Source organism: uncultured Gelidibacter sp., assembly GCF_947500795.1.
Classification (GTDB): Bacteria; Bacteroidota; Bacteroidia; order Flavobacteriales; family Flavobacteriaceae; genus Gelidibacter.
Genome location: NZ_CANMTE010000001.1, coordinates 30,789 through 53,856, shown reverse-complemented (window position 1 = coordinate 53,856; position 23,068 = coordinate 30,789). Strand labels below are relative to the sequence as shown.

At 37.5% G+C, this 23,068-nt stretch carries 14 protein-coding genes; 4 read left to right on the top strand and 10 right to left on the bottom strand.

The window, feature by feature from the left end; all coding sequences use genetic code 11:
* Positions 1-23 precede the first annotated feature (23 nt).
* Entirely contained in the window at positions 24-452 is a 429-nt protein-coding gene (locus Q0947_RS00215; protein ID WP_299389903.1) for a peptidylprolyl isomerase, read from the top strand.
* Positions 453-537: 85 nt separating this feature from the next.
* Here the strand turns inward: Q0947_RS00215 and Q0947_RS00210 are convergent, their stop codons facing one another.
* The gene (locus tag Q0947_RS00210) at positions 538-1,893 is read right to left on the bottom strand and encodes a Mur ligase domain-containing protein (RefSeq protein WP_299389902.1); all 1,356 of its coding nucleotides are present in this window, start codon (positions 1,891-1,893) and stop codon (positions 538-540) included.
* A 141-nt stretch (positions 1,894-2,034) separates the two neighbouring features.
* Complete coding sequence (locus Q0947_RS00205; protein ID WP_299389900.1) at positions 2,035-2,988, bottom strand: tetratricopeptide repeat protein; 954 nt, start codon at positions 2,986-2,988, stop codon at positions 2,035-2,037.
* Positions 2,989-3,186: 198 nt separating this feature from the next.
* Between Q0947_RS00205 and Q0947_RS00200 the strand changes: the two genes are divergently transcribed.
* Positions 3,187-9,252, top strand: a complete 6,066-nt coding sequence (locus tag Q0947_RS00200; RefSeq protein WP_299389897.1) for an alpha-2-macroglobulin family protein — start codon at positions 3,187-3,189, stop codon at positions 9,250-9,252.
* Between the two features lie 168 nt (positions 9,253-9,420).
* Here the strand turns inward: Q0947_RS00200 and Q0947_RS00195 are convergent, their stop codons facing one another.
* Positions 9,421-10,401, bottom strand: coding sequence for a cysteine synthase family protein (locus Q0947_RS00195; RefSeq protein WP_246924449.1), 981 nt, complete (start codon positions 10,399-10,401; stop codon positions 9,421-9,423).
* Positions 10,402-10,736: 335 nt separating this feature from the next.
* A complete protein-coding gene (locus tag Q0947_RS00190) occupies positions 10,737-11,972 on the bottom strand; it encodes an FtsX-like permease family protein (protein WP_299389888.1) in 1,236 nt (411 codons plus the stop codon).
* A gap of 8 nt (positions 11,973-11,980) precedes the next feature.
* On the opposite strand from Q0947_RS00190, the gene Q0947_RS00185 reads away from it, so the two are divergent.
* Positions 11,981-13,285, top strand: a complete 1,305-nt coding sequence (locus Q0947_RS00185) for a DUF1343 domain-containing protein (RefSeq protein ID WP_299389885.1) — start codon at positions 11,981-11,983, stop codon at positions 13,283-13,285.
* Positions 13,286-13,300: 15 nt separating this feature from the next.
* Here the strand turns inward: Q0947_RS00185 and Q0947_RS00180 are convergent, their stop codons facing one another.
* From Q0947_RS00180 to Q0947_RS00170, 3 genes are read right to left on the bottom strand one after another with little or no spacing between them, the layout of a single operon-like run.
* Positions 13,301-14,146 carry a sterol desaturase family protein gene (locus tag Q0947_RS00180; RefSeq protein WP_299389882.1) on the bottom strand — a complete coding sequence of 282 codons (846 nt, stop codon included), beginning with the start codon at positions 14,144-14,146 and terminating at the stop codon, positions 13,301-13,303.
* Positions 14,147-14,150: 4 nt separating this feature from the next.
* The gene (locus tag Q0947_RS00175; RefSeq protein WP_299389878.1) at positions 14,151-15,050 is read right to left on the bottom strand and encodes a hypothetical protein; all 900 of its coding nucleotides are present in this window, start codon (positions 15,048-15,050) and stop codon (positions 14,151-14,153) included.
* A 9-nt stretch (positions 15,051-15,059) separates the two neighbouring features.
* The gene (locus Q0947_RS00170; RefSeq protein ID WP_299389875.1) at positions 15,060-15,554 is read right to left on the bottom strand and encodes a YkgJ family cysteine cluster protein; all 495 of its coding nucleotides are present in this window, start codon (positions 15,552-15,554) and stop codon (positions 15,060-15,062) included.
* 65 nt (positions 15,555-15,619) lie between these two features.
* On the opposite strand from Q0947_RS00170, the gene Q0947_RS00165 reads away from it, so the two are divergent.
* Positions 15,620-16,315 carry a class I SAM-dependent methyltransferase gene (locus tag Q0947_RS00165; RefSeq protein ID WP_299389872.1) on the top strand — a complete coding sequence of 232 codons (696 nt, stop codon included), beginning with the start codon at positions 15,620-15,622 and terminating at the stop codon, positions 16,313-16,315.
* A gap of 120 nt (positions 16,316-16,435) precedes the next feature.
* Here the strand turns inward: Q0947_RS00165 and Q0947_RS00160 are convergent, their stop codons facing one another.
* From Q0947_RS00160 to Q0947_RS00150, 3 genes are all read right to left on the bottom strand, one after another.
* Positions 16,436-18,052 carry an amidohydrolase gene (locus Q0947_RS00160; RefSeq protein ID WP_299389870.1) on the bottom strand — a complete coding sequence of 539 codons (1,617 nt, stop codon included), beginning with the start codon at positions 18,050-18,052 and terminating at the stop codon, positions 16,436-16,438.
* Between the two features lie 127 nt (positions 18,053-18,179).
* Positions 18,180-19,904 (bottom strand): TonB-dependent receptor, encoded by a 1,725-nt coding sequence (locus Q0947_RS00155; RefSeq protein WP_299389867.1) that lies wholly within the window; start codon positions 19,902-19,904, stop codon positions 18,180-18,182.
* 100 nt (positions 19,905-20,004) lie between these two features.
* Positions 20,005-23,025 carry a tetratricopeptide repeat protein gene (locus Q0947_RS00150; protein WP_299389865.1) on the bottom strand — a complete coding sequence of 1,007 codons (3,021 nt, stop codon included), beginning with the start codon at positions 23,023-23,025 and terminating at the stop codon, positions 20,005-20,007.
* Positions 23,026-23,068: the final 43 nt, after the last annotated feature.

Here is a 23,068-nt window from a genome sequence, read left to right as displayed (position 1 = left end):
TATATTAATATTAAAAAAGATTTATGAGTCAAGTAAAGAAGAATGATACGGTAAAAGTACATTACACAGGAAAATTAACCAACGGACAAGTTTTTGACACGTCTTTGGAGCGTGAGCCATTAGAAGTTACTATTGGTGAAGGCAAATTGATTCCTGGTTTTGAAAATGCCATTCTTGATATGAAGGTAAACGAAAAGAAAACTGTTGAAATTGCTAAGGAAGAAGCTTACGGCGATGTTCAACAAGAATTGTTTCATCAAGTACAAAAGGAACAATTACCTCAAGATATTCAACCAGAAGTTGGAATGGGATTAGCATCTAAAGGCCCTGACGGAACAGAGCACCAATTTAGAGTAGTCGATGTAAAAGATGATCATATTGTGGTTGATGGAAATCACCCATTAGCAGGTCAAGATTTAGTTTTCGAACTAGAATTAGTTGAGATTAGATAAGATTAAACGATATTTAATTAAAAAGCCATTTACACTTGTAAATGGCTTTTTTTTATATTGAGTGACATCAAAATAAATAGATCATCTAAACCATCATCTTTTTAACGTCATCAAAATTTAATCCACCATACGTCCCTGAACTCATCAACAACAACACTTTGTTATCAAAATTCTGCGAGAACAAGAAGTTTTTAAAATCGTCCGGATTGGTATAAATGACTAAATCATCACGCTCAAAGGCTGTGGCAATTTGTTCATGTGTGACTTCTTTAAGTTTTTTAATTTCTACTGCGTGCGGCGAATAGAACACAACGGCAACATCGGCAGCATCAAGCGTCCCTTTATATTCTTTTAAAAATTCCGCATTCAAACTGCTATAGGTGTGCAATTCCAAACACGCCACCACTGTTCGGTCAGGAAATTGCTCTTTTACAGCATTTGTAGTCGCCTGCACTTTACTTGGCGAATGCGCAAAATCTTTAAACGCAATACTGGTACTGCCCTCTCCTATTTTTTCCAATCGCTTACTCGCACCTTTAAAACTGGCAATAGCTTCATAGAAATCATCCTCATCTACGCCCATATGCTGACAAATCCATTTGGCGCCAGCAAGATTATTCAAATTATGCTTTCCAAAAACCTCTATTGGCAACGGTCCTTCAGGGGTTTCCAAAAGCGTTTCGCCGTTTCCAACCGTATATTCCGGAGTATGATATGGCAGTTTTCTAATAGTGTTTTCTGAGGCTTCCACCACGAGCTTCACTTCTGCATCCTCTTCATTGTAAGTGATGCTGCCACCATTGACAATACTGTCTACAAAGATTTTAAATTGCTCTACATAGTTGTCATAAGTCGGAAACACATTAATATGATCCCAGGCAATACCGCTTAATAAGGCAATATTTGGCTGATACAAATGGAATTTAGGTCGTCTATCAATTGGGGAACTTAAATATTCATCGCCTTCCAAAACGATAAAATCATTGTCATCCGTCAATTTTACCATCACATCAAAACCTTCCAACTGCGCCCCTACCATATAATCCACATCTCTGTCATGGTAATGCATCACATGCAAAATCATGGATGTAATGGTGGTTTTTCCATGGCTTCCACCAATGACCACTCGGGTTTTATGTTTGGATTGCTCGTATAAAAACTCAGGATAACTATAGATTTTCAAGCCTAATTCCTGCGCCTTTAAAAGTTCAGGATTGTCTGCTTTTGCATGCATCCCTAAAACTATAGCATCTAAAGATGTATTGATTTTTTCAGGGAACCAACCAAAGCTCTCCGGCAACAAACCCTTCGCTTTTAATCTCGATTTTGAAGGTTCATATACTTCATCATCGCTCCCCGTAACCTGCTCCCCTTTATTGTGTAACGCTATGGCAAGATTGTGCATGGCACTGCCACCAATAGCTATAAAATGTACGTTCATAGTTAAATTTTGAAAGGATCAAAGATAGTTTTTTTGATGCGAAATGACGAATGATTTTATAGATGAAGCAAGAAAGCTTTAACTGAGAATTTATCAGATAAAATCGCACAATCCGTGAAGTTAATACCCTTTGAAAAAACTTTAAAGTTTCAAAATCGCAACACGTTCTTTCTTAAAGGCATCCGCTCTTGGTGATTCGCCAATTGCCAAATCAATATATTTTAAGGCCTCTGCTTTATTTTTTTGAAGTTTGTGAATTTGCGCCAAACGGTAATTAGCCCATGATTTTGAAATACCATCTTCCTTTTTATAATTCTCAAGATAGTGTTGGAGATGCGCCTCGCCTTTATCCAATTGAATTTTATAATCTGCCGAAACTTTCCCAATTTGATAGTTTAGCACATTCGATTTATGCTTATCATAGGCTGCCTCCATAGTGGAAATCATTAATTCTGGCTGCTTTTTAGCTTCATATAAATTGGTCAATTGCTCATAACAATGCAAAGAGCCTCCTTCTGTAACGGCAAGTTTATAATATTTTTCTGCAGAATTAAGATCCTTGTCATATTCATAAATATAACCCTTCGCCAAAAAACCATCTACCTTTGAAATGTTTTGTAATTCATCCGCATAACTCAGGGATTTACTCTTACTTCCCCCAATAATCCCCGGCAACTGCATATACAATTTCACCAAAGCCCATCGCGTTTCAATATGCTTTGGGTCTAATTCTGCCGCAGTCGTAAAAGCTTCTTTCACATCGCCAATAATTCCCAACGCCTGAATCTTACTAACAGACAACGCTTTCATCCCTAAAGCGCCACCATATTTATAATGGTAATTCGCAGTTCTTGGGCTTATCTCCACCAACTTTTTATAACTCTCAATGGCTTCATCCCATTTCTTTTGATGCCCATACGCGTCACCCAATAATTCTAGTCCCTTTTCATCATTGGGATAGTTTTTTACATAAGAAACCATCAAATTTTCGGCTTTACTAAATTGATTCGTTGCGAATAATTGTTCTGCTTTTTGAAATTCGGCCTGACCTAGAGCCACTATAGACATAAAGAAGAAAGAGAGAGATAATTTCATATGAAAGTTTATGAATTCAAAAATAGGGATACTTATGGTATTGTTTTTGCAAATTGATAAAAAGTAGGAAAAGTTAACTTCAAAATATGTTAACTTCACTCATATAAACGTAAGTAGCTGGAATTTCGTCTATTTCGATAACGATTTTTGTTAAGTGGCTTACAAAAAATTCTATTTAAGAATTAAACTATCAAAACAATGAAACAAATTATAGCAGTATGTATGGTCTTTCTTTTTTCAAATTTTGCCCAAGCGCAATCTAATTCTTACGAAAATCTATGGAAAAAAGTAGATAAATTCGAAAGTGATGGCTTGCCAAAATCGGCTTTGGAAGTTGTTGAGCAGATTTCAAAAATGGCCGTTGCCGAAAACAATACGACGCAAAACGTAAAGAGTTTACTCTATAAAAGTAAATATGCTCTCATTTTAGAAGAGGATGCACAACTTAAAGTGGTTAACGATTTTAAATCACAAATCGCAAAAAGTGAAGCCCCAACTAAGAATATTTTAGAAAATATGCTCGCCAATGTTTTTTGGCAGTATTTCCAGAACAACAGGTACCGATTTTACAATCGTACACAAACTGAGCAGAAGGTCAATGCCGACGATTTCAGAACTTGGGATTTAAAAACCCTCTTTGAAGAAATTGATTGTCATTATGGAAATTCACTTCAAAATGAGGCCCAGCTTCAAAAAACTCCGTTATCAAATTTTGACGATTTGCTACAATTAGAGAAAGGATCAAAAGTTTTCCGACCTACACTTTTTGATTTTTTAAGTCATAATGCTTTGGAATTTTACCAAACCGATGAAAATAGCATCACCCAACCTGCCTATAAATTCACCATTGATGCTCCTGAATTTTTAGCGGATGCCAAAACCTTTTCTGAATTAAAAATCACACATCAAGATTCTACATCTTTACAACTAAAAGCGCTCAAAATCTATCAAAATCTGATCGATTTTCATCTGAAAGATAAAGATCCACAAGCCTTAGCTGATGTAGACATCAAGCGTCTGCAGTTCGTGAAAACCAACAGTAGTTTAGTGGATAAAGATATTATTTACTTAAACACACTCAAAAAGGCTGCTGAAACCTATAAAACCCATGAGGTGTCAGCACTTTATAATTTTGAAATTGCATCGCTGGGGTATTACAATAATACAGTGGCATCACATCAAGACGATCGTTCTCAAAACGAAATAGATAAAAATCGATGGAAACTTAAAGAAGCATTAGCGCTATGTGATGCGGTACTGAAACAATTCCCTAAAAGTAAAGGGGCTAAAAAATGTGAAGTTTTAAAACAACGCATTCTTAAGCCTACACTCCAACTAACCGTTGAAAAGAATATTCCTGTCCAAACCCACAGCTTGATGTTGGTGCGTTATTCCAATTTGAAAAGTTTAGCATTCAAAGCCAATAAACTCACAGAAACTGAATTAGATCGCTTTAATAAAATCTACAGAAAAGAAGAGCGTCTCGCCTTTATTAAATCGCTAAAAAGCACGGAAGTATGGCAAAGTCAACTAAAAGACGAGCAGGATTACCAACAGCACAGCACAGAAGTTGTCATTCCTAAATTACCAAATGGTCAGTATTTAATTGTTGCAACGCCTGAGAAATCTGATGATTCATTTTACGGGTTTGAAGTCATACAAGTCACCAATAGTGCCTTAGTAACCAAATCGGATGCGGAGAAAGAATTATTTCAAATCATAAATAGAACCAACGGCCACCCTTTAGTTGGAGCAAAAGTGACCATTAAGTATCAAGAAAATTACAACAACAGTTTTAAAACGGAGGACTTTGTAACGGATTCAAAGGGCGAATTCACCTTGAAGACTGCAAAGAATCGTTATTATAATATGGATATCACCGTCAATTATAATGGAGACGTTGCATATTTTAAGGATCATTACACTAACGGGTATTATAACGAAAATGACGATGAGGCAAAGATAACGTTCAAGCCTTTCGTATTCACCGACAGGAGCATTTACAGACCAGGGCAAACCGTTTATTTTAAAGGGATTGCAACGAAAACTGAAAATGGAAAAACGGTCGTTTATGCCAATCAAGAAGCGAAACTTAGTTTAAAGAATGTAAATGGCGAATTGGTGAAGGAAATGAACCTCAAAACCAATGATTATGGATCTGTTTCTGGCGAATTTATCTTGCCAAACGACGGCCTAAACGGTAATTATTCAATAATTATGTTGGCCGGAAGTTCGAGCTCTACCAATTTTTCGGTTGAAGAGTACAAGCGTCCAAAATTTGAAACGACGTTTAGTCCAATCACAGAAACCTTCAAAGTCAATGATTCTATTTCAATAAAGGGCAAAGCGTTGGCTTATGCCGGAAGCTCCATCACAGATGCTAAAGTAGTGTATCGCGTGCATAGAAAAGTGCAATATCCGCGTTGGTATTATTGGTCCAGACCTTATTTTAACAGTCGACCACAAGAAATTGCCCACGGTGAAACCAGCACTGATAAGGATGGGGATTTTAAGATCAACTTTAAAGCCATTCCTGATGACAGTGTGGATAAAACCAATCTGCCGGTCTTCAATTATGAAATTACCGCTGACGTTACAGATCTCAATGGCGAAACGCGAAGCGCTACAACCATCGTAAACGTCGGTTATCATGTGCTTTTGGCTACTGTCACCATTAATGATCAATTGGATAAAACCAAAAAAGATCATCAATTGACCTTAACCACAAAAAATTTAAATGGCGAATTTGTGCCCGCCACAGGAACTGTCAAAATTTACAAACTCAAGGCCCCAAATGAAGTGTTAAGACCTCGTCCGTGGGCAGCACCAGATTATCAAGCATTATCTCGTGAAGAATTTAAAAAACTATTTCCACATGAAGCGTATCAAGACGAACATAACTCGAATACTTGGGAGAAAGGCGCCCTTGTTTTTGAAACTCATTTTGATACTTCCAAATCGAAAACCATCGACTTAGGCACTATAAAAAAATGGGATTCCGGGAATTATGTGGTCGTTTTAGAAAGCAAAGATAGATATGGCCAGTTGGTTAAAGATGAAGCGCAGACGTTTGTATTCAGTCCGGATGACAAAACACTACCTGATCATCAATTATTTAGTGTAACCACTGACCAATCATCTTACACCATAGGTCAAAATGTGATTATGACGTTTGGCAGCGCGGCTGACGACGTGATGGTTACGGTTGATGTTGAAAAAAATCAGAACATCATCAAAACCTATTTGATTCCGTTAAGCAACAACAAAAAAACGATTGCTATTCCGGTAACTGAAGCAGATTTGGGCGGATTCGCGATTCATTACAGTTTCGCCGCTTTTAATAGTTTTCAATCGGGTACAAAAACCATTACTGTGCCGTATCCAAAATCAGAATTGACCGTTGAAACCAAGACCTTTAGAAACAAATTGGAACCGGGAACTGATGAAACGTGGAGTTTTAACATCAAAGGTCCTCAAGGTGATAAAGTGAGTGCTGAATTGTTAGCCAGCATGTATGACATGTCTTTAGACCAATTTACGCCGCACCAATGGCAATTTAGTCCGCTGCACCAACCTATTTATTATAGCAACTCTAAAAGGCAAGCCCTGAAAAGTTTTGGGAACACTAATTTTTACGTGTATCTACCAAACAGCAATTTCAATTTCCCTCATCAAAATTATGACCAATGGAATTGGTTTGGATTCAATTTTGGGAATGACAGGAATATTTCAATAATGTTAAGAGGGAAAGTTAGTGGTGTTCAAATGCTTGAATCGAATATGGTCAATGAACAAGCTGATGCAGAATTAGATGAAGTAGTTACGGTAGGTTATGGTACGCCACCTAAAAGCCATACCGTTGGTTCTGCAACCTCTGGAAATGAGGAATCAGCCTCTTCACAAAAAGAAAATCTAGAATCCGTCACCATCCGTAAAAACCTGCAAGAAACCGCGTTTTTCTATCCACAATTACAAACGGATGCTGAAGGCAATGTTACGTTTAGCTTTACCACTCCTGAGGCATTGACCAAGTGGAAATTACAATTGCTTGCGCATACCAAAGGTTTAGAGAGTGCAACCACCACTTTAGAAACTGTTACCCAAAAAGAATTGATGGTCATTCCTAATGCCCCGCGTTTTTTACGTCATGGGGACGACATTTCTATCAGCACTAAAATCGCGAATCTGACGGAACAACAGTTATCTGGCGAAGCGGTTTTACAGCTATTTGATGCCATTACTGGACAAGCAATTGATGCAAAACTCAATAATGCCGATTATCGTAAATCCTTTTCTGTGGATGCAAAAGGCAATACCGATTTAACCTGGAGTTTGACCATTCCTGACGATGTAGATGCGGTGCAATATAAAATCATTGCTAAGTCTGGCAATTTTAGTGATGGCGAGCAAAATGTACTTCCTGTCCTATCGAACAGAATGTTAGTGACTGAAACTTTACCAATGTGGATTCGCTCCAATGAAACGCGAACCTTCACTTTAGATAAATTAAAGTCCAACACCTCTTCCACACTTAAAAACCATAAACTGACTTTGGAGATGACATCCAATCCGGCGTGGTATGCCGTTCAGGCATTACCTTATTTGATGGAATATCCATATGATAATAATGAGCAAACGTTCAGCAGATATTACGCCAATGCCTTAGCGAGCCATATTGCCAACAGCAATCCGAGAATCAAGGAAGTGTTTGATCAGTGGGCTGCAACGGATGCCTTGCTAAGCAATTTGGAAAAGAATGCCGATCTGATAAGTATCTTGATTTCGGAAACACCTTGGCTTCGAGATGCACAATCGGAAACCGAACAAAAAAAGCGTATTGCGCTATTGTTCGATATGAATAAAATGAGTAATGAATTGCAAGCTGCGCAACGCAAACTTCAAAACAGTCAGATGAATAATGGGGCTTGGGCTTGGTTCGAAGGCGGACGCCCAAATCGATTTATTACCCAGCAGATTATTACTGGATTTGGACATTTAAAACAGTTGAATGTTTCCCTGAGCGCAGCCGAAGGGTCTAATGATGCCATGATTAAAAAAGCAATCGCCTATTTAGATGCAGAATTTGTTCAGGAATATAAAGACCTTCGTAAATACGATAAAAAGGTTGACTTAACGAAAGATCATTTGAGCTACACCCAATTGCATTATTTATACATGCGCAGCTTTTTTACGAATATTCCAAAATCTAAAGAAGTAGAAACCATTACAAAATATTACCAGACTCAAATTCAAAAGTATTGGTTGAAACAATCCATATACGCCAAAGGATTAATGGCACTAGTATCGCACCGCTCCAAAGATTCTAAAACTGCTGAAGGCATTTTAAAATCGTTAAGAGAAAATAGTATTACTTCGGACGAATTAGGAATGTATTGGAAAGATAATCAACCATCTTGGTTCTGGTATCAAGCGCCAGTGGAAACGCAAGCGCTTATGATTGAAGCGTTTTCAGAGATTCAAAAGGACACCAAAATAGTCGATAATTTAAAAATTTGGCTACTTAAAAACAAGCAGACCAATAGTTGGAACACCACCAAAGCGACTACTGAAGCCGTGTATGCTTTACTATTACAAGGTAGCGATTGGTTAAGCGTCATAGAACAAGTAGACGTGACATTAGGGGGTAAAAAAATTGCGCCATCAAAACTGGAGAATGTAAAGGTTGAAGCTGGAACCGGTTATTACAAAACTTCTTGGACTGGTTCTGAGATACAACCAGAAATGGCAAACGTTACGCTGACCAAAAAAGGTGACGGCATTGCTTGGGGCGGATTGTACTGGCAGTATTTTGAGGATTTGGACAAAATCACCTTTGCTGAAACGCCTTTGCAATTACAAAAGAAATTATTCTTAAAAACCAATACCGACACAGGCGAGAAAATTTCTGAAATCACCAATGAAACAGCATTAAAAGTTGGCGATTTGGTGCGCGTACGCATCGAATTACGGAGCGATAGGGACATGGAATTTATTCATATGAAAGATATGCGAGCGGCAGGTTTTGAGCCAATCAATGTCATATCCTCCTATAAATATCAAGACGGATTAGGCTATTATGAAAGCACTAAAGACGCTGCAACAAATTTCTTCTTCGATTATTTACCAAAAGGCATCTATGTTTTTGAATATGACTTACGCGTGAATAACAAAGGAAACATGAGCAATGGGATTACCACCATCCAAAGTATGTATGCTCCTGAATTCACTAGCCATAGTGAAGGTGTTCGCGTGCATGTGAAATAATCACACATTAGATTTTATAAAAAAAGCGCCATGAAATTAATTTTCATGACGCTTTTTAAATTTATACCTCAACTCGCTTCAACTCTAAAATAAATAGTCTATACTCTCTATTCTAACAGCGAAGCGGTCTATTATCATTTCCAATCTATAGTGAAGAACTAATTACACCTAATCGATATACCCCATCTTCTTCATCCACTCATTGTTGAACATCTTTCCTACATAACGACTTCCATGGTCATGGAATAACACCACCACAACATCGTCTTTTGTAAAATGATCTTTCAATTGCAATAACCCTTTAATCGCAGCTCCAGCAGAATTCCCTAAAAACATGCCTTCCTCCTTTGCCAATAATTGCGTGTAAACGGCGGCATCTTTGTCCGTTACTTTCTCAAATCCGTCGATAATATCAAAATTGACATTTTTAGGAAGAATATCTTCACCAATACCTTCAGTCACATACGGATAGATTTCATTCTCGTCAAAAATTCCCGTTTCGTGGTATTTTTTGAACACGCTTCCATACGTGTCAATTCCCCATATCTTAATATCCGGATTTTGTTCCTTCAAATATTTTCCAACACCTGAAATGGTGCCTCCAGTTCCAACACCAACCACAAAATGGGTAATCTTTCCACCAGTTTGTTTCCAGATTTCCGGACCAGTGCTTTCGTAATGTGCCTTGGTATTGCTTAAATTATCATACTGATTAACGTACCAAGAATTTGGCGTTTCCTCACCCAAGCGTTTAGAAACCGAATAATAGCTTCTCGGATCTGTTGGCTCTACATCTGTCGGACAAACGATCACCTCAGCACCGACAGCACGAAGGATATCCATTTTTTCTTTGGATTGTTTATCGGAAAGCACAAAAATACATTTGTAGCCTTTTACGATGGCGGCTAAAGCTAATCCCATTCCCGTGTTTCCTGAAGTCCCTTCAATGATGGTTCCTCCTGGTTTTAAGAGACCTTGCGCTTCAGCATCTTCAATCATTTTAACGGCCATTCTGTCTTTTACAGAATTCCCCGGATTGAAGGTTTCGTATTTGGCCAACACCAAACACGGTAAGTCCTTGGTCAATTTATTCAGTTTAACCAGTGGGGTGTTCCCAATGGTTTCAAGTATATTTTCTGCGTATTGCATCTGTTTCATTTTAAGACTGCAAAGGTAAGGGGATTTTTTGATTTATTGAATTTGGAATTGCACAGAGATCCACAGAGAAGTCACAGAGTTACACGGAGAAAATTTGATTGTTGAAACATGCCGTATGATTATAATCAGATCTAAAAATCTATTGCACAAAGTTGCACGTAGGAGCACAAAGTTTCACAAAGACGTTTTGAAATCAATTTCATCACAAAGGAATACTGGATCATCTGCTACAATCTTCAAAATCCGATGAAGAAATTATTATTTATTTAATGAGGTTCTGCCAACTGAAAACTGCCTACTGAAGACTGAAAACTGAAAACTGAAAACTAATCAAACCGCATCGCCTTAACCGGAGATATTTTGGTAATGATCACTGAAGGAATTAAGAGCATCAACAAACACACGATTAAAGTTCCTAAGTTGAGTAATAGTATATAATCGAGGCTAAGATACACCGGAGCCTCTGACACATAATACACTTCAGGATTTAATGGCACCAATCCAAAAAACTTCTGAGTGAATAAGAGCCCCAACCCGATTAAATTCCCCCAAAACAATCCCAATCCAATTAAATAGGTGGCGTTGTAGAGGAATACTTTTCTGATGCTCCAATTATTACTTCCTAAGGCTTTGAGAATCCCTATCATTTGGGTACGTTCCAGAATTAAAACTAATAAGGCCGTAATCATATTAATACCCGCTACGAGAATCATAATCCCAATAATACCATAGGTATTGTTATCAAAAATGCTGATCCATTCAAAAATGGACACATATTTTTGTTGCACGGTAACGGCATCAAGATCTGACGGAATCGTATCGTAAATCTCCATGCCTTTCAACTCGATTTGATTGAAATCGTCAATAAACACTTCAAAATTCCCGACTTGGTTTTCATCCCATTTATTGAGTCGCTGCACGTGGCGAATATCGCCCATCACAAACTTTTCATCCAATTCTTTAAAGCCTGAATTGTAGATCCCGACAATTTCAAAAGCCCTTAAATACGGCATCTGATCAATTCGTTCTTTCTTAAAAACGGTTTGAAAACTATCGCCCAACTTGAACTGCAAACGGTTGGCCAAATATTGTGAAATAAGCACCTCATTGCTCATCTCACCTGAATAATCCGGTAATCGGCCTTCGGTCAAAAACTCTTGGAAATAGCGCCAATTATAATCATAGCCCACACCCTTAAGCACAATACCTTCAAAATCCGTTTCTGTACGAACAACCCCGAATTTTGTTGCGGTGGCTTGCACATGGCTAATGCCTTCAACATCTTTAAATTTTGGATAAAAGTCTTGGTTTTTACTGATTGGAATTTCAGATTCGTCTGATGCGTTACTATCAAAATTAGTGATGGTTACATGGCCATTAAAAGCCACCACCTTATCCCGAATCTTTTGCTGAAGTCCGATACCTGTTGCAATCGCAATCAACATCACCACAATACCGATAGCAATAGCAGTAATACCAATTTTTATTATCGGTGCTGATACACTACTTTTATACGCTTTACTGCCTATAATACGTTTAGCTAAAAAAAACTCGTAATTCAAAATTTAAAATGCGATTAAAGATGTTCAAAAATACGTTTTTCCCGATAATAATAGGACTTGTTTTGATTTTGATTTCCTGTGGGAATGGGGTTAGTAGTACTAAGTATCAAGAACGAAGTATTAAGACTGCTGACCACGGTCAGGGGATTGCAAAAAACGAATCGCCAACCGCAGACTTGAGCCAGCAGCCCATAAAAGTTGGCGCCAATCGAACAGAAAATTATTTGAAATTGTTAAAAGGTAAACGTGTGGGCTTTGTGGGCAATCAATCGAGCGTTATTTTCAAAGATGGCAGGCGTAAGAGCGATAAAGGCGCTGCTTATACGCACCTTGTAGATTCATTGTTAAGCTTGAACATCAATGTGAAAAAAGTTTTTTCTCCAGAGCATGGGTTTAGAGGCACGGCAGATGCAGGCGAAGAAATCAAGGATGGCTTAGATCCAAAAACGAAGTTACCAATCATCTCTTTATATGGCGATAATAAAAAACCGAAGCCGGCACAACTTGAAGGTTTAGATATTATGGTTTTTGATATTCAAGATGTTGGTGTGCGTTTCTACACGTATATCTCCACCTTGCATTATGTGATGGAAGCCTGTGCCGAAGCCAACATTCCATTACTAATTTTAGACAGACCAAATCCGAACGGCCATTACATAGACGGCCCAATTTTAGAAAAGGCACATACCAGTTTTGTGGGCATGCATCCGATCCCGATTGCGCACGGAATGACTATTGCGGAATACGCTCAAATGATCAACGGCGAAAAATGGTTGAAAAACGGCATTCAGTGTGACTTGACAATTATTTCAATGGAAAACTACACGCATAATATGCCTTATAGTTTACCTATAAAACCTTCGCCAAACTTACCCAATGACCAGTCCATTGCCTTGTATCCAAGCTTGTGTTTTTTTGAAGGCACCAATGTGAGCGTTGGTCGTGGCACTGACACCCAATTTCAAGTATTTGGAAGTCCAGAATTGGATGAAAATCATTTTAATTATCGCTTCACACCACAGTCTAAACCTGGGGCAACAGCACCGCCACAGTTAGGAAAATTGTGTTATGGGAGAAATTTGACCCAATCTGAAGTAGCGCCAGGAATTAATTTAGAATATGTGATTGAAGCTTATAGACACACATCAAACAAGAAGACGTTTTTCAATTCGTTTTTTGTGAAATTAGCGGGCACATCACAACTTCAAAAACAAATTGAACAGGGGCTTTCTGAAAAGGAAATTAAAGCGACATGGGCCAAAGGACTTCAAGAATTTAAGGACGTTAGAAAACGGTATACCTTATATCCATAAAAGGCGTCCGAGGAATTATTCCACCGCTTCAATGCTACTTGTGGTGGGCTTTCTATACTTATGAAACGGCTGTTTTAAGAGTTCACCTATGTTTCCATTGGCAACTTCATCAGGAAAGGTGTCTACGCCATAGACGATTTTTTCTCTGTCCAGCACCATGAATGTACCAAACATGCGGTCCCATATTGAAAATATATTTCCGTAGTTACTATCGGTGTAAGGCAACACATAGTGATGGTGCACCTTATGCATGTCTGGCGACACCAACACATAGCTCATCAGCTTGTCTAATGTTCGTGGCATTTTGATATTTGCATGGGTAAATTGGGTGGCGATTAAAGACATGGATTGGTATAAAAACACCAAGGCGATTGGCGTCCCAATGATAAATACGCCAAAAAGTGTAAAAACAAAACGGATCACACTTTCCAATGGATGATGTCTATTAGCAGTTGTTGTATCCACATTATGATCGGTATGATGCACCAAATGCACCATCCATAAGACCTTAACTTTATGCTCTACATAATGCGGCAAATACGCGCCTACAAAATCGAGTAGTAAAACACCCAACAAAGCATATAACCATAAAGGCATTTCGGGCAACCAATTGATGATTCCAAAATCGTTGACTTTAACCCAATCTGCCGTACTTAGCAGCAAAAAAGCCAGTCCGAAGTTGATTACCACCGTCGTTAAGGTGAAAAAAATATTAGGCAACGCATGATTCCATTTCTTGTAGGTAAACTTGAAAAGTGGCAGAATACCTTCCAAAAGCCAAAACAACGTAATCCCTCCTACAAGAATCAAACTTCTGTGGAGCGTTGGTATGGTTTCGAAATAATTGATAATGCTTTCCATAAGATTACATGTGAATATTAGTGATCAATTGTGCTTTTCTCAAATTTACTGAAGAAACTTCACTTTTCCACGCTTCCGCATTTTTTTCATCCTTATCTAACTTATAAGCCGCATAATATAGAAAAGCAAGAAGCGCTTTATTGGTTTCGTCTATTGCTGAATGATCCATTTTCTTTAGCTCCCGAAGCACTTTCTTAGGACGGTCATTGAGAAGGTATTCCGTGAGTCGTAACAATTCGGTTTTACGAAGCAAATGGTCCTTATCTTGAGTTGTATTGGTCAATAAATGTTTATCGGCATTATCCAAATACATCTTGGCCACTTGAATAATATCTTCTCTAATATTAGCATTCACAATAATTGCAAAATCCATATATTTTGATGCTAACCTAAAAGCCGTATTATAATCTTGGTGCTTAGAATAATTATCTAATTCCAATTTCAAATAGGAAGTATTTAGGGCATAAGCCGTAATGAATTTTGTTAAATTAAAATAGGCTTCTGGCGAGTTTGACGTATTGATAATCATGCCATTGACGTCCATGATTTTAATATTATCATCCTCAAATTGCTTAATATACGTGCTATTTCTAGTGTCTTTTATCTCGTCATAAAGTTCAGGATAAAGACTCTCACTTACCTTTACAGGGACAAAATATTCCCAAATAATCCGATTGATCTCTGGGTGTCCGAACAAATCCTCAAACACTAACTCAATACCCTTTTCATCGTTAACCACAACAGGATATGGAATTAACGACGCTTCCTCCCAAACCATGAATAACATCTTATCCTGAACTAAAGCGATGCGTTTGGCTGCATCTAATGACGTCATCCACTCTTGAGAAAAGGAGATACTCGTAGATGCGAGCATTAATAATACTAACAGAATGTATTTTTTCATGGAATCACTTTAAAGTTTTATTCGGCGTTTCATTTCCTCTACAATATTATAGGCCGCAGGACAAATTGCAACATTTTTCATTGTAAGATTAGAAATTTGTTGAAACTTTTTTCTATCCGTATGCGGAAACTCTCGGCAAGCTTTAGGTCTCACCTCATAAATAGAACAATAATTGTCCGCACCCAGAAATGTACAGGGCACGCTCTGCAGTACATAATCATTGTCTTCATCTATTCTTAAGTATTGCTCAATAAACTGCGAAGGCTTTAACCTGAAGTGTTTGGCAATCCTATCCACATCTTTATCTGTAAACAATGGCCCTGTAGTTTTGCAACAATTGGCACATTTTAAACAGTCTGTTTGATTAAATTCGTCCTCATGCAATTCCTGCATAATATAATCGAGCTGCTTGGGCGGTTTCTTTTTAAGCTTCGTAAAGAAGGTTTTATTCTCCTTATGCTTATCTTTGGACAGCTTTGGAAGATTTTGAATAATGTCTTGCATAGTGTAAAAATAATACATTTAGAACATAAGATTTCCGTCTGTGCGGAAATGTAAAAAACTTTTCAATGAAAGATCTTTTCGGAACCGCATTATTAGATTATTTCAACGGGAATTTTACGGAAGACATTGTTACTTCTACTAATATTTCTGATGAAGATGAATTGCCTCTCTCCTATTTGTTCAGGGATTATAAAGACATGTCCAAATTAGAACAAAAAGCACTAGATCTTTCAAAAGGAAGTGTGCTCGATGTTGGTTGTGGCGCAGGAAGCCACAGTTTATATCTTCAAGAAAAAGGACTCCACGTGAAAGCGATTGATGTTTCGAAAGGCGCTATAGAAGTGGCCCAGAAACGCGGTGTAAAAAATGCGGAACTAATCTCCATTTTAGACGAAACCGAGAAGTTTGACACCATTTTATTAATGATGAATGGCACTGGAATTTTTCAAGAACTTGCAAAGACACCCATGTATTTGAAGCATCTTAAGTCGCTTTTAAATCCTGGAGGCCAAATTTTGATTGATTCTACAGATATTAAATACATGTATGAGGATGAAGATGGCGGCTATTGGCAAGATTTGCATTCCAATTATTATGGCGAACTCGATTATTTGTTGAGCTATAAAGGCGAGTCAGAACCAATGATCACGTGGTTATATTTAGATTTTGAAACCTTAGCAACCTCTTGCGAATCTGTCGGATTGCAATGCGATTTAGTGATGGAGGGAGACCATTACGATTATCTTGCCCGTATACATTAAAAGTTCTTACACAGAGATGCGCAGAGAAAACACAGAGAATCACAGAGCATTATGATATTTTAAATCGCTCTGTGAACCTCAGCGGTACTCTGCGTTTCTCTGTGGAATAAACACGTCCAATTATTGCTTCACCCCGCCTACAAAAGTCTTCTGCACTTTAATATTAGGAATGTCATGCACATCTACAGTCATGATGTCTTTATCTAGAATGATAAAATCTGCGAATTTCCCTTTTTCGATGCTGCCTTTTTCTTTCTCTTCGAAATTTGAATAGGCACCCCAAATGGTCATGCCTCGTAAGGTTTCTTCTCGGGTTAACGCATTCTCCATTTGATACCCATTCTTCGGATATTTATCCAAATCCTGACGCGCTACAGCTGCATAAAAGGTTAAAAACGGACTCACCTGTTCTACCGGGAAATCAGTTCCTAAAGCTACTTTTCCGTGGGCATCCAACAATTGTTTGAATGCATAGGCACCTTTAACACGATCTGGTCCCAATCTATCTTCCGCCCAATACATATCAGAAGTTGCATGTGTTGGCTGTACAGATGGGATGATATTTTTATACATGGCAAAATCTTCAGGAGAAATGATTTGGGCATGTTCTACACGCCAACGTCTATCTGCTTTATCTTTTAAAACTTTGTTATACGTTTGTAACACCGCATGATTTGAAGAATCGCCGATGGCATGTGTGTTCATCTGAAAATCAGAATTAGCAATACGTTTTGCAGCATTATTAAACGTTTCCAAATCAGTAACCATCAATCCGTAATGATTAGGTTTATCACTGTAAGGCGCTCTTAACATGGCTCCTCTTGATCCTAATGCGCCATCAGCATAAAACTTAAAACTACTTACATTGAGTTTGTCTGTTTTACTGGTGCCTTTTTTCAAGTAATAATCGACGTTTTCTTTAGATCCTGAAATCATCGCATACACACGGATGTTCAAATCGCCAGTTTGCTGTAAACTATCAATCAGCTCAATAGCTTGTCGAGATAAGCCAGCATCGTCAACGGTAGTTAATCCATAATCAAAACAAATCTTTTGTGCATCTAAAAGCGCATTGATCATTTCCTGTTTAGACGATTTTGGCCAATAATTCATCACTAAATTCTCAGCGTTATCGACCAACACTCCTGTAAGCTGCCCATTTTCCACAACTACTTCACCACCGTCCACTTTACTATTAACAGTAACTTTTCCTAAATCTAAAGCTGCCTGGTTAGCTAAAATCGCGTGGCCATCAATACGTGTCAATGCAATTGGCGTATCAGGAAACAATTCGTCCAATAGGGCTTTATTCGGAAATTCTTTCACTTCCCAATTATTTTGATCCCAACCGCGACCTAATATAAAATCTTGATTTTTCTCATTTTGAAATTCAGTAATACGCTGAATGATTTCTTCAAAACTCTTCGTTCCAACTAAGTTGACAGATTGTTGGTTCAGTCCCAATCCTAAGAAATGGCAATGCGCATCAATAAAACCAGGCACGATGGTTTGACCGTTCGCATCGATAACATTCAATGAAGCGTATTTTTCTTGTATGGCTTTCGTAGTTCCTGTTTCTAGAAATTTTCCGTCTTTAATAGCGAAAGCTTCCGCTTTTCCGAAATTGTCATCTACGGTATATACGTTTCCGTTAATAACGATGGAATCAACCTCTATTTTTTCGTTTTCACAAGAAAATAGCGTGGCTATAAGAAGAAGGGTGAATATTTTTTTCATTTTCGGGAATGGTTTCAGTTAGTGTATTGTAAAAATAAGAAAAGCATCCAAATGTGGATGCTTTTTTACTATAATGTCTGTTAGACCTTGATTTATTGTACTCAAACGGGCTCCCCGCGGAGATGGATTAAAAATCAAATTGGTACGTAGCGCCAGCCAAAGCTTGAATTCCTTGTACTGGTGTATTTAACCAACGTTGGTAATCTTGATTCGCAATATTATTCGCTTTTATATAAAAAGAAAGCTGATCATTAAGTCTGTAGCCTACGTGAGCATTAGCATCAAAATAACTATCTAAAGTCATTGTTTGCATCATAGGCTCAGCTAAATTGGCTAAGTAAAATTGGTCTTTACGCTCTCCAACATAGAATAACCCAGCACCTGCAAACCACTTTTCATCGATTTGGTAATCCAAGAATAAGGATGCTTTTGAATCTGGTAAATTCCATGCTTCAGCTTGAGAAGAGGTGTTATATGAGAAATATTCAGCTTTAATGCCTAATTTGAAATTTCTGTTAACATCTACATTTACTTCACCTGCAAAAGAAATCGTTTTTACATCGTCATAAACCAATTCAAAAGAATTGCCATATTGGTAATGTTCCGTAGCGCCAAATAATACAGGGTTCGCTTTGTATAATGCTTTACTGCCTTCATTCATATATCCACCACTAACACTGTACCCGATGCTATTTGAAAGTTTACCTTTCAATCCTACATAACCATTATATTTTTTATCTGTTGGCGCTATTTCTAAAGTAGGCGACACGTATGGGTTTGCCTGTGCAAAATCATAATATGAATTCTGGATCAAACCACCTTCAAGACCACCAAAAGCAATCATCAATTCGTCCACTAATCTGTAAGTTGCAGTAATATTTGGATAAATATAAAAATCGTTATCACTAACTTCAGTATGCTTCACATACACCAAATTCACCCCTAAATTAAGCGTTAAATCATCTTGCGTAAGCTGATAACTTGGTGCAATTCCGAAAGCAACATTCCCATATTTCAACTCAGTGTCATTGTAATAATTTCTTTCAAAAGAACCACCAATATAATCGACAGTCACTTCAGTAGAAAACAGTTCGTCCTGAATTGGTAAATCTGCGGAAGCTTTCACTACAAAGCGATTTTCACCAGAACCTTGATTATCACCAAATCTTCTATAACGTGCACTGGCATCTTTAAATAAATAATCGTGCAACTTCACTTTTGCACCAACATTACCACCATAAAAAGAATGACCACCATCCAAGGTATCAGCTGTAATTCTATTAAAATAAGGTTGTGGCAATCCGTACCAATTGAATTTTTGATATAATCCACCTGCATCAACCGTCCACGATAAATCACGTAGCTTCTGGCTGTAATTTACATTTAGTTTGGTGTCAATAAAATCATCATCCATCAGCACTTCCTCAATACCGCCGCTAGAAGAATGGTGCGTTAGGTAGCCACCAATATTCTCTCCTCTGCCCAATTCGTGATTTAAATACACCTCTCCCAAAATGGTAGTATAAGTACCTAAGCCCAATGACGCGTAATTGTCATATAACTTAACCGCTTTAGGCTTATTAACTGTAGCAGCTTTCCCTTTGGCCGGCGTAAACGTTGAAGCTACCGGGATTGAGAAAATATTATACTTAATCTCTTTTTTTGTAGTGTTGGTATCGTCATCCAAAACTGGAGTTTCCTTTATTTTGAACGCGTCCGCAACTGTTGGTGTGTAAGCCTTGACAACGGTAACGACTTCAGTGTCTAAAGTGTCCTTAGTACGTTCTTGAGCAAACGTTGCAGCGCTTGAAACAACTGCAATTGTGAAAATATATTTGATTTTTTTTAGCATTTTTATAAGTATTGAATTCCGAAGATAAAGACTCTAATTCCGTGAGTTATTGGCATAATAAATTGATAACTCATTTGATTACTATAAGCTTTCCTAGAAATTAATTATCAGTATTTATTGATGAATTTGTTTTTGCTTCTTCAGCTTTTATGATGCTTAATTGCGTTCTTGCTTCCTGGACAACATCCTTGAATTCCGGGAAGTTAGAGATGACACTTTCTAAAATATAAGTGGCTTGGAACGCATCTTTTAAGGCATAGAAATTTTTAGCCATTAGCACCAATCCTTTTGCGCTAAAGTATTTATAGCTACTAAAGTCTTTTGCCAATCGTTGCGCAGTCGCGTTGGAAGCTTCATAACTACGTTCCTTATTTTTAAAATAAGCGTTGTAATAAAGTGCTTCAGCAGCCAAAGCGCCAGTCGCTATTTTTTCAACTGTAGCATATGCTGATTTTGCTTTAGATTCATTACCAGTTTTAATTGCTGAACGTGCAATGATAATTTGTGCATCACTCTTCACCTTATTATCCAATTTTGAATTTGATAATACTTTCTCGGCATAATTTTCAGCATCTTTATATTTCTCCAATTGGTAATACGCGTTCATCAAATTAGATTGTGCGTAAATAATATTCTGCGGATAATCTGCTTCAACCTCCAACTGCTTTAATAAAGGAATTGCTTTATTCCATTGTGAACTGTTTAAATACGTTTCTGACAGTTTCACGATAGCCTGCTCGGTAAATTCACTTTTCGGTTTATTCACGACAAACTCATAATGAGGTCTCGCGTTATCTGGCAATGATTTTTTGGAATACAACTCTGCCAAGTAGAAATGCGATTTTAAAGCATGAATTCCGTTTGGAAACTGATTAAGATAGTTATTGAACTGTTTAATAGCGTTATCCGTTTTGTTCTCTAAATATTGCTTTTCAGCAGCCAAGTAAGTTGTATTATCCAAATCAGAATCAGACACCTCCATATAATCTAAGGTTTTAACCCACGCCGCATACTCATCAACGCGTCCTAAATCAATATAGATTAAACGTGCTGTAGATACTGCTTGAATGGCTTCTTCACTGCTCGGGTAATTTCTAGCCACATGTTTAAATTTCGCTAAAGCGAGGTCATTCTGACTTGCATTGTAGTAAATAAGCCCTTGACGTAATATGGATTTTGAATTGAACACCGAGTTTTTATACTCTGCATTCAAACGGTCATACATTGCAATAGCTTTGTCATTTTGATTGGCCTTTACATAAGAATTAGCCAATTCATACATCGCGTCATCTCTTAATGATGATTTGCTATATCTGTTGATGAAATTATTTAACTCTTGAATTTTAGTACTGCCCTGACCGATATAACCATAACTCATCGCCTTTTGGAAATCTGCATAATCCGGTTCAATCTGTTTTAAAGCGATGGCTTTATCGTAAGCTGAAATCGCAGCTTGATAGTCGGACGATACGAAATAACCATCTCCCAATCTCAAATACGCATCATTCAATCGCAATTTATCATCCTGACGTTTGTTGACGAAATTCTTGAAATGCTCGGACGATTTTGAATAATTTTTCTGTTTAAAATAAGTGTAGCCTAAATTATAATCGATGTTGGTCATTTCTGGTGTTCCAGCAGCTTCACTTTGTTGCATAAATTGCTTAAAACCAATTAACGCGTCGTTATAATTCCCGATATTATAATCGGTTTCAGCTTTCCAAAATATAGATCTTGCGGTGAATTTTGCATCACGAGGTTCCTTGATTGCTTTTTCAAACAAGGATTTTGCTTCTTTATAGTTGCCTTCATTATAAACTTCAATCCCTCTGTAAAAGGCCACTTTCTGAAAAGCGACTTTATTCTCAAAGCTTGTTTTTCCTTCCAATAATCGAAGCGCTTCCTCATAGTTTTTTGAAGTGATATAAGAATCGATCAAAAGGGTTTCAATTTCAGCTTTGTTAGCCGCTTGTGGATATTTTTGTAAGTAGCTGGTCAAAACTTGAGGCACAGATTGGTACGGATTTCCAATTTCATAACTCAATTTTGCGTAATTCAACCAAGCATCTTCCTGAATTTTAAGATCAAAATCCATTTGTGAAGCATTTCTAAAAGCATTTAATGCTTCTTGCTTTTTGTCTAAATTCACATAACTTTCACCTAAATGGTAATAGGCATTTTGAGCCACACTGTTATTACCACCAATAATTTTATTGAATTCGGAAATTGCCTTTTCAAAATCGTTTTGTTTGTAATACGCGTAACCCAATTGGTAGTAATCTGTGTTGCTCCACTTTCCTTTTTTACCATTATATGCCGTTAAATAAGGAATAGCTTCCTTGTATTTTTGCATATTGAAGTAACTCTCTCCAATGATTTTAGATAATTCAGATTTTTCAGTTGGATTGCTTTTACTCATTTGGGCTTGTGCAAGCTCAATCGCTTTTTCAAATTTGCCCAATTTGAAGTTTAAATCTGCTTGATAATATGACAGCTTTTCCTGATACTTTTCATTATCGCTTACTTGTTCAAAATACTCATTGGCTCGGTCATAATCATCACCTTCATAAGCCATAAATCCTATATAGTATTTGGCCTGAGAACCGTATTCCTTAGAGTTCACTACACGGCTTAAATATTTTTGTGCATTAACCTCATCCTTGGTCGTGTACAAACTATAGCCGTAATTGAAAGAAAAACGATCACGTTCAGCTCTGGCCATACTACCTTCATCAACCTTTTCATACCATTTTCTGGCATAGGCGTATCTCCCATTATCAAAATAATAGTTTGCCACATCTAAAAATGCACTGTTGCGTTTGATGCTTGTTGGATATTTCTCAACAAACTCTTCAATAAGCGCATCGGCATTAAGCTGATTAAGGCGTACTGCACAATTTGCATAATAGTAGGTGCAATCTGCCTCCAACTGTTCGTTGTCTGTTTCATCCCTCACCTTATCAAACATGCTTTGCGCTGCCTGATATTGCTTGTTATTATAAAGAGTTAGTGCTTTTTGAAAATCGACTAGGTCATTAGTATAAGTTGCCGATTGCTGTGCGTAAGAAAATCCTATAATCATTAGGAAACTTACTAAGAATGTAATTTTTTTATAAGCCATTAAATCCGTTTTTTTTTTGACACTCAAAGATACTTGAATCTTA